7 protein-coding genes are annotated in these 7,591 nt (G+C 55.1%); 4 read left to right on the top strand and 3 right to left on the bottom strand.

Annotated features, from left to right (window positions below; all coding sequences use genetic code 11):
- Positions 1–299: 299 nt before the first annotated feature.
- Positions 300–989, bottom strand: coding sequence for a hypothetical protein (locus tag LBR61_03835; protein MDR1731204.1), 690 nt, complete (start codon positions 987–989; stop codon positions 300–302).
- A gap of 205 nt (positions 990–1,194) precedes the next feature.
- Between LBR61_03835 and LBR61_03830 the strand changes: the two genes are divergently transcribed.
- From LBR61_03830 to LBR61_03815, 4 genes are all read left to right on the top strand, one after another.
- The gene (locus tag LBR61_03830; GenBank protein MDR1731203.1) at positions 1,195–2,052 is read left to right on the top strand and encodes a hypothetical protein; all 858 of its coding nucleotides are present in this window, start codon (positions 1,195–1,197) and stop codon (positions 2,050–2,052) included.
- A gap of 33 nt (positions 2,053–2,085) precedes the next feature.
- On the top strand, positions 2,086–3,303 hold the full coding sequence (locus LBR61_03825) for a 6-phosphofructokinase (GenBank protein ID MDR1731202.1): 1,218 nt from the start codon (positions 2,086–2,088) through the stop codon (positions 3,301–3,303).
- Positions 3,304–3,337: 34 nt separating this feature from the next.
- Positions 3,338–4,486, top strand: a complete 1,149-nt coding sequence (locus LBR61_03820; protein MDR1731201.1) for a glycosyltransferase — start codon at positions 3,338–3,340, stop codon at positions 4,484–4,486.
- Positions 4,487–4,734: 248 nt separating this feature from the next.
- The gene (locus tag LBR61_03815) at positions 4,735–5,676 is read left to right on the top strand and encodes a DnaJ domain-containing protein (GenBank protein MDR1731200.1); all 942 of its coding nucleotides are present in this window, start codon (positions 4,735–4,737) and stop codon (positions 5,674–5,676) included.
- Positions 5,677–5,765: 89 nt separating this feature from the next.
- Here LBR61_03815 and LBR61_03810 read toward each other — a convergent pair whose 3' ends face one another.
- Complete coding sequence (locus tag LBR61_03810; GenBank protein ID MDR1731199.1) at positions 5,766–6,722, bottom strand: hypothetical protein; 957 nt, start codon at positions 6,720–6,722, stop codon at positions 5,766–5,768.
- On the bottom strand, positions 6,719–7,579 hold the full coding sequence (locus LBR61_03805; protein MDR1731198.1) for a transketolase: 861 nt from the start codon (positions 7,577–7,579) through the stop codon (positions 6,719–6,721). The genes LBR61_03810 and LBR61_03805 overlap by 4 nt, the downstream gene beginning before the upstream one ends.
- Between the last annotated feature and the right edge of the window lie 12 nt (positions 7,580–7,591).

Here is a 7,591-nt window from a genome sequence, read left to right as displayed (position 1 = left end):
AGGGGCAAATGAGGGTGATGGGCTGCTCCGGATACGCCGCATACGCCGCTCCCGATACAAACACACACACAAACGCCGCTGCTGCCAGTAACAACTTCCTCATAACACATTACCTCCCTCGTTTTTTAAGTACCGGGCGTTAGATCTGTTTTGAGTTCATCGTTTCTGAGCCGACCCAAATCTTCTGCGCGCACAAACAGAAACAAAAAATTAATTACTTATTGGATAAGAACATGATACACATTTTTCGTCTAAAAATACAGAGCCTTCGTCAGGTGTACAACCCTTTGATGAAACCGTCACTTTGCGCGGGCCGTCCGATAAAAATCTTTCAGACGCGCCCAGGATTCCAGCAGGGACTCCTGATGGAGCGTCCGAACGTTGAAACGCAGCAGGGTAAAGACGATCTGCACCGCAATACCGATACCGAAGGCCGCAATGACAGTGCCCCATCCCGCTCGCCCGCCCAGGATCCAGCCGCACAGCAGAGCCGTTCCCTCCACGATGCACCGGCAAAATCCCACGGGACGCCCTGTCCGCCGGGACAGGACCACCATCAGGGAATCTCTCGGCCCCGCTCCGTAACCGGCTCCCATGTAAAAAAAGCTGGCGATGGCGATGGCGAACAGACCTCCCGTCATCATGAGCAGCCCTGAAAAAAACGAATGCGCTTCCGGCACCCATCGGCCAAACATCAGAACGTCCACGAAGCTTCCAATCAGAATCATGTTGCAGAGGGTTCCCAGGCCGATATGCTCTCGCATCAGGGCCACCGCGGCCACAATGGCCACCGCCACGGCAACGCTGGCCATTCCGAAAGAAAGCCCCAGACGCAGAGCAAGTCCCTGATGAAACACATCCCAGGGGGAAAGCCCCAGATTTGCGTGAACCGTCAAAACAATCCCGATTGCATAGACGAACAAACCCCACAAGAGTCTTACGGCTCTCAAACCCTCACGGGACACGCCCGTTCCCGGTTCTTTCACCATCCCCAGCTCCTCAGCCGAACCTTCGGCCTCCTCAATTTTTTACGACAATTATGCAATTATGAAAGTACAAAAATCTTTTATTTCACGGACAGGCAGGATTATACTACTCATTTCGGATTCACAATGTCATTCGGAATCGTTATATAATCGCTCCATGAGAGCGCACCACGACAGCGCGCCACAGCCAGGGGAGGGAGAAAAAGTCATGGAGCTTTTCGAGTCGATCCGCAGCGAGGCGGAACGTTTTTTGAAAGAGGACGCGGGCAACGCCATGGAGCTCGTGAAAGAAACGCTTCTGAAAAACGAACGGATGTGGGAAAGTCCGTTGCTGGGGGTGTCCCGCGGGGACGATCCGATTTTCGAAACTTTCCGGGAATGGGTGGACCCGCGCCACTGGACTCCGGCGGAGGCCTTCTCCCTTGGAGGATACGGAACCGTTTCGGCCGACGAACTTTCCATCGTCTCCTGGATATTGCCTCATTCGGCAGTCACAAAGCAGGATAACGCCCGACAGAAGGAGTGGCCCGCCGAACGCTGGGCCCGCAGTCGTATTTTCGGAGAAAAGGAAAACGTCAGACTGAGAGCCCACATGGTCGAATTCCTGAAAACCTCCGGCGTCGATGCCGTCGCGCCCATGAACCTGGAGGCATGGACCTCGATGGCGTCGGAACGGTACGTCTTCGTTTCCACCTGGTCGGAGCGTCATATCGCCCACGCCTGCGGGCTGGGGACCTTTGGACTCTGCGACGGGCTGATCACCCCCCTGGGAAAGGCGGTCCGCATCGGCTCGATAGTCCTCCGCGCCCGGCTCACGCCGACACCTCGCCCTTACTCCCGTTACGACGAATACTGTATTTTCAAAACACAGAAAAAATGCGGCGCCTGTATCGCCCGATGCCCCGTCGGCGCGCTGTCCGAACGGGGTCACGATAAATCCCGCTGCTCTCAGTGGCTGAGCGGCAGGACAGCCCCCTATGTTTTGGAAAATTATAAATTTGAAGGTTACGGCTGCGGCCTTTGTCAGACCGGAGTGCCCTGCGCGTCGGGCATTCCGTCAGCATAATTTTCGACAATGAAATAAGGAAGGGGAAAAATCATGACCGCGAAGATAAAGAACATCGGGATCATCACCTCGGGAGGCGACTGCGGAGGCCTGAACGCCGTGGTGCGTGGAGCGGCAAAGGCGGCAATATCGCGAGGAATCGGAGTTTACATCATCCCCAGCGGATACGCGGGGCTCTACAACCTTGTGGATTTCGAACATCTCGTTTTACTGGACGAGGAACGCACCGACCACGTCAATTCCTCCTTCGCGGGAAGCGAGGCCGGCCACAGCCGCGTTAAAATCGCTAAAATCAAAAATCCGGACAAATACAACCGCATCCTTCAGGGGCTGCGCAAATTCAACATCGACGGTCTGCTGATTTCAGGAGGCGACGACACGGGCAGCGTCGTCGTGGATCTCTGCCAGAACGGAATTCCCTGCGTCCACGCCCCAAAAACGATGGACCTCGACCTGCAGACCTACTCGGTGGGGGGAGACTCGGCTATCAACAAAATCGCGCACATCGTCCAGGACATTAAAACCACGGGCAAAACCCACAACCGGATCATTATCGTGGAGGTTTTCGGGCGCTACGCCGGGCACACGGCCTTCCGCGGAGGCATAGCCTCTGACGCGGACTGCATTTTAATTCCGGAAATCAAGGTGGATTTCGATGTGGTCTACAAACACATGAAGCATTATTACATCCGGCGCATCATGAACTCCGACGTGCATTCGGGAACCTACGTCATCGTCGTGGCGGAAGGAGTCCGGGGGGAAGACGGAAAGCTCTTCTCGGAAAACGATGGGGGAACGGACTCCTTTGGACACGTCAAGCTGACGGGGGTGGCCCGTTACATTCGCTCCCGCTTCGAAACGACAATGCAGAAAGATCCGGAAATTCAACAATTCATGAAAAATTCCGGTATGTACGTCCCCGACGTGTTCGAGCTGCCTGAGGTTCGGGAAGTCGTTCCGGGACACATGGTTCGAAGCGGCCTGACGGCCGCCTATGACGTCAATTTCGGGAAGGAAATCGGCGCGGCGGGCGTCTTTTTACTGGAAAACGGGATCGTCGGAGTGACCGTGGTGGGAGTCAACAATGGAAAAATCCGGTACATGCCCACCAAAGACGCCATCGTTCAGCGTTTCGTCAACACGGATGAAATTGCCTTCTACGAGCAGATGGACATCTGTTTCGGCCGTAATCCCCAACCTTACGTTCCGATTTTCGAACAGCAGCAGGGCGAGATCGAGCGGTTCCTGTAAGGGTTCGCTTCGTTATAATCAGCGTATGACCTGTTTGAACGAACTAAACGCGACGGAGCGTCCACAACACGACAGCGCGGCGCGGCCCCGAAAAGCGGCTTTTCTTCTGCGCGACCTGGGTGAAGGGGGGGCGGAACGCTCTTCTCTGCGACTGGCCAACGGTCTGGCCAGACAGGAGGGGTGGCGGGTCTCTCTGTTTCTCCTGAAGGACAAAGGCCCGCTGCGCTCCGCCGTAAGGCCCGAGGTGGAGGTTGTGGACCTGAAGGGCTCTTTTTTCAGACTTCTGCGAGAACTCCGTTTTCGTGAGGTGGAGTTTCTCCTGCCCGTCTATACGTCCATGCGCGCGCTGCTGGCGAAGGCGCTGCTCTCTCTGACAAAGCCGGATTCGCCTGCCGGCAATATGAAGGTCATTCTGTCTCAGCGGAACATGTTCACGATGGATCGGGGTCCCCTTCAAATCCGTTTGCGATTTTTGCGCTGCCGTCTGCTTTACCCCTGGGCCGCGGCCTGCGTGTGCATATCGGAGGGCGTGGCGGAGGAAATGAAAACTCTCGGCCTGCTGCCGCCGGAAAAGATTCACGTCGTCTACAACCCCGTCCTTACGGAGGAAATGTCCATGCAGATGGAGGCCCTTCTGGAACATCCCTGGTTCGCTCCGGAAGCGGGACCGGTCGTTCTGGGGGTGGGGCGGCTGGGAGACCAGAAGGATTTTGCCACGCTGATCCGGGCTTTTGCCCTCCTGACCCCGCAGTACCCGAATCTGAGGCTTGTGATTCTGGGAGAAGGAAAACAGCGTCCGGATCTGGAAAAACTCATTCGTGAGCTGGGCCTCGAAGCTCGCGCATCGCTGCCGGGCTACATATCCAATCCCTATCCCTGGATGAAACGCGCGGCGCTCTTCGTTCTGACATCCCGCTTCGAGGGATTCGGCAATGTCGTAGCCGAGGCGCTGGCCTGCGGCTGCAACGTCGTCGCCACCGACTGCAAAAGCGGCCCGAAGGAAATTCTGGACCAGGGACGCTGCGGACGCCTCGCCAGAGTCGGCGACGCCGCGGACGTGGCGCGGGCAATGAAAGAAGCCCTCGACTCGCCCCTGCCGCCGGAAACGCTGAGGGAACGGGCTGCCTTTTTTTCCGAGGACCGGGCGGTGGAAGGCTATTGCCGGGTGATGAACTCTCTCTGACTGATTTCTGTAAATGATTATGAATTGACATAAGCAGTCCGAGTCGGGAAATCCATGGAAAATGCAAAAAAATTGTGATTGTAAGGCAATAATAGTTAGAAAAATTTCAACGGTTGGAGTATTATGTACGGAAAAGAAAAAGAGTCGGTATCTGTTCAACTCAATTGCGCCGCAGCCGTGGGGCGTGAACCGCGTGTTTGAACGGGGAATTTATTTGATGGAATTTATTCGAAAGAAGGAACCTCTAAATGGCAGGTGACTATTATTCCATTCTGGGAATCTCTCGAACCGCGACGCAGGAGGAGATACAGGCGGCCTGCAGCAGAATGGCGGAGCTTTACAATCCGGATGTGAACCGCGATAACGTGTTCGCGATGAATATCTATAAAAAAGTGGCGGAGGCGCGGGAAATTCTGAGCGACACGGAAAAACGACGGGCCTACGACGCCTCTCTGACCGCGCAGGGAGGAGAGAAGATGCCCTCCCAGCCCGCAACCTCCCCTCTGCGGGCGCCTGCCTCGACTTACCCGGCAAAACCGCTCCCGCCGTCTGCTCCGAGGCAGGAAACAGGAACTCCCGTCGGGGCCGGCGTCTCCTCGTACTCCGCGGGTTCCCCGACCGCATTCCAGGGAAAAATCGCGGTCGAGACGGGAAAAATGCCGCAGGGCTCCCCGGCGTCCTCCGATTCTCCAACGATCGAAGAACAGCAAAAGAGGCTGCGCGCTTATTTTTCGCAATCCTTCAGCGCCGAAAAAGAGAAAAATTCGACTTTGCGAAATTCCATCCTCGGTACTCCCCTGCCCTGGGTCGTGTTGGGCAGTCTGGCGGGGATCAACCTGCTCACAATCTTATTCGGCCTGCGCGTGACCGGCATAAGAACCAGTTTCCTCCTTTCCTCATCAAGCCTCATTTTAATCGGATGGGGGATCTATACTCTGCTCCGCCGTCAGACGACAAGCTTTCTTCTCGCTCTTCTCTACAGTCTGTGTTACGCCATTATTTACAGTATTTTCACCGTGCGGCTCTATTTCAACCCAACGCTCTACGAGGAGGCCCGGCTGGAAAGCGTCGTTTTCACGAATATCACCATCCATTTCATCATCTTCTACGTTGTTTTCTTCTGCTCCACGCAGCTTCTGGATAAAGACGGCTTCAGCTTCGTGCGGGAACATATTTTCAGAAACAGATAAAGAACGAAGGAGAAAATTTCTTCTCCTCCGTAAAAGTTCGAATGATACGATGAAACAGAACCCGATGTTGTTATATTCTTTCCAAATCTTTAAAACATTGCTTTTATGACGGAAACGGCCGCTTCCGTTCCAAAACCATATCGGATGGCCAATTTTTCAGGGTCGTCATAAGCTGGAAAACGGTCAGGAATGCCCAGACGCTTGAATTTACAGGGTATTCCGCTTTCAAGAATCGTTTCAGCAACTGCACTGCCAAGGCCATTGTAAATCGAGTGATTTTCCATTGTAATGATTCTCCCCGTTCGGCGGGCGGCCTCCAGGACGGCGGCGGCGTCCAGAGGTTTCAGCGTGTGCATATCGATCACACCCACATCAAATCCCTCCTCGCCGAGTTTCAGGGCCGCTTCCAGGGCGTTGCGCAAAATCATTCCAAACGAAATAATGACAGCATCCTTCCCCGGTTTTGCGATAAGGGCCTTTCCAATTTTGAATTCGTATTCTTCGGCATAGAGAACAGGCTCGTTGGCCCCGCTCTCCAGCCGGATATACACCGGCCCCGGATAGTCCACCGATGCCTCGAAGATCCTCGCGAGCATATGGAGATCCGACGGCGAGACGACTGTACTGTTGGGCATGCCGCGAATGATTCCCGCGTCTTCAAGCCCGGAATGAGTGGGGCCGGAAGGCATGACAATACCCGCGAACGACCCCACCAGCCGCACGTTCAGGTTCATGTAACAAATGTCGTTCCGGAACTGTTCGGCGGCGCGCATGGAGGCAAAGGGCGCAAAAGTCGCGCAGTATGGAATTTTTCCGTTCAGCGCCAGCCCTGCCGCCATTCCCAGCATGTTCTGCTCGGCGATTCCAACGTTAAAAAAACGCTCCGGAACCTCTTTACGGGCAAGTTCTGTGCAGGTTGAGCGAGAGAGATCCGCCGTCAGGGCAACGACGTTTTGGTGATTTTTCATCATCGCGGCGAAATATTCCTGCCAGACGGGCCGGGCCGCGACAACCGTTTTTTCGCCGGGGGCAAAAAGTTTCATCATCCCCGCGCCCCCCTCACCGCCCGGCAGGCCTCGTCTATTTCAGTCAGGGCCTGTTGCAGCTGCGCTTCGTCAATTTTCATATAATGACAGAGAGGGTTGTCTTCCATGAAAGAAACCCCTTTCCCCTTGACCGTTTCGGCGACAATAATTGTGGGAACTTCGCTTTCGACGGGAGGCAGGGCATCCAGCGCGTCCACCGTCTGTGCAAGGTCATGCCCGTCGATGACCACGGTATTCCAGTTGAAGGCCCGCCATTTATCAACAATTGGTTCAAGTGGCATAATTTCCTCGGTAAAACCGTCCAGACTCATTTTGTTGCGGTCCAGAATCGCGACGAGATTCCCCAGTTTGAAGCGAGGGGCCGCGAGAGCCGCCTCCCAGACCGATCCTTCCCCAATTTCGCCGTCTCCCATCATGCAAAAAGTGCGGTATTTTTTCCCATCCAGTTTTCCCGCCAGAGCGATACCCGCCGCAACGGACAGGCCATGCCCCAGAGAGCCGGAAGAGCTGTCCAGCTCCGGACACGCGGTTTTACAGGGATGCAGACAAAAACGTGTTTCCTGGCCCTGATAAGTATCCAGAAGCTCTTGCATCTCAAAAAAACCCCGTTGAGCCATGACCACATACCACGCCGCTCCGCAGTGCCCCTTGCTGAGAATGAATCGGTCGCGATCTTCCCACGCGGGATTTCGGGGATCGATATTCAGCGCATAATGGTACAGGGCCACCAACATTTCCGCGCAGGACAGGTCGCCTCCAATATGCAGCCCCTGTGCCCTGCAGCAGAGTTGCAGGATGATTTTGCGATATTCGGACACTTTTGCCCGCAGGTGTTCCACGACAGCCTTATCCGCCATTTTATGTCTCCA

The sequence above is a fragment of the Synergistaceae bacterium genome (assembly GCA_031272035.1).
In the GTDB taxonomy this organism is placed as follows: Bacteria; Synergistota; Synergistia; order Synergistales; family Aminobacteriaceae; genus JAISSA01.
The sequence above is the reverse complement of the archived record's forward strand: the minus strand, read 5'-3'. Positions and strand labels throughout refer to the sequence as shown.

Coding starts and splice junctions, on each gene's coding strand:
- LBR61_03815 (MDR1731200.1), top strand. CDS start 4,735: ATGGCAGGTGACTATTATTCCATTCTGGGAATCTCTCGAACCGCGACG.
- LBR61_03805 (MDR1731198.1), bottom strand. CDS start 7,579: ATGGCGGATAAGGCTGTCGTGGAACACCTGCGGGCAAAAGTGTCCGAA.
- LBR61_03810 (MDR1731199.1), bottom strand. CDS start 6,722: ATGATGAAACTTTTTGCCCCCGGCGAAAAAACGGTTGTCGCGGCCCGG.
- LBR61_03830 (MDR1731203.1), top strand. CDS start 1,195: ATGGAGCTTTTCGAGTCGATCCGCAGCGAGGCGGAACGTTTTTTGAAA.
- LBR61_03835 (MDR1731204.1), bottom strand. CDS start 989: ATGGTGAAAGAACCGGGAACGGGCGTGTCCCGTGAGGGTTTGAGAGCC.
- LBR61_03825 (MDR1731202.1), top strand. CDS start 2,086: ATGACCGCGAAGATAAAGAACATCGGGATCATCACCTCGGGAGGCGAC.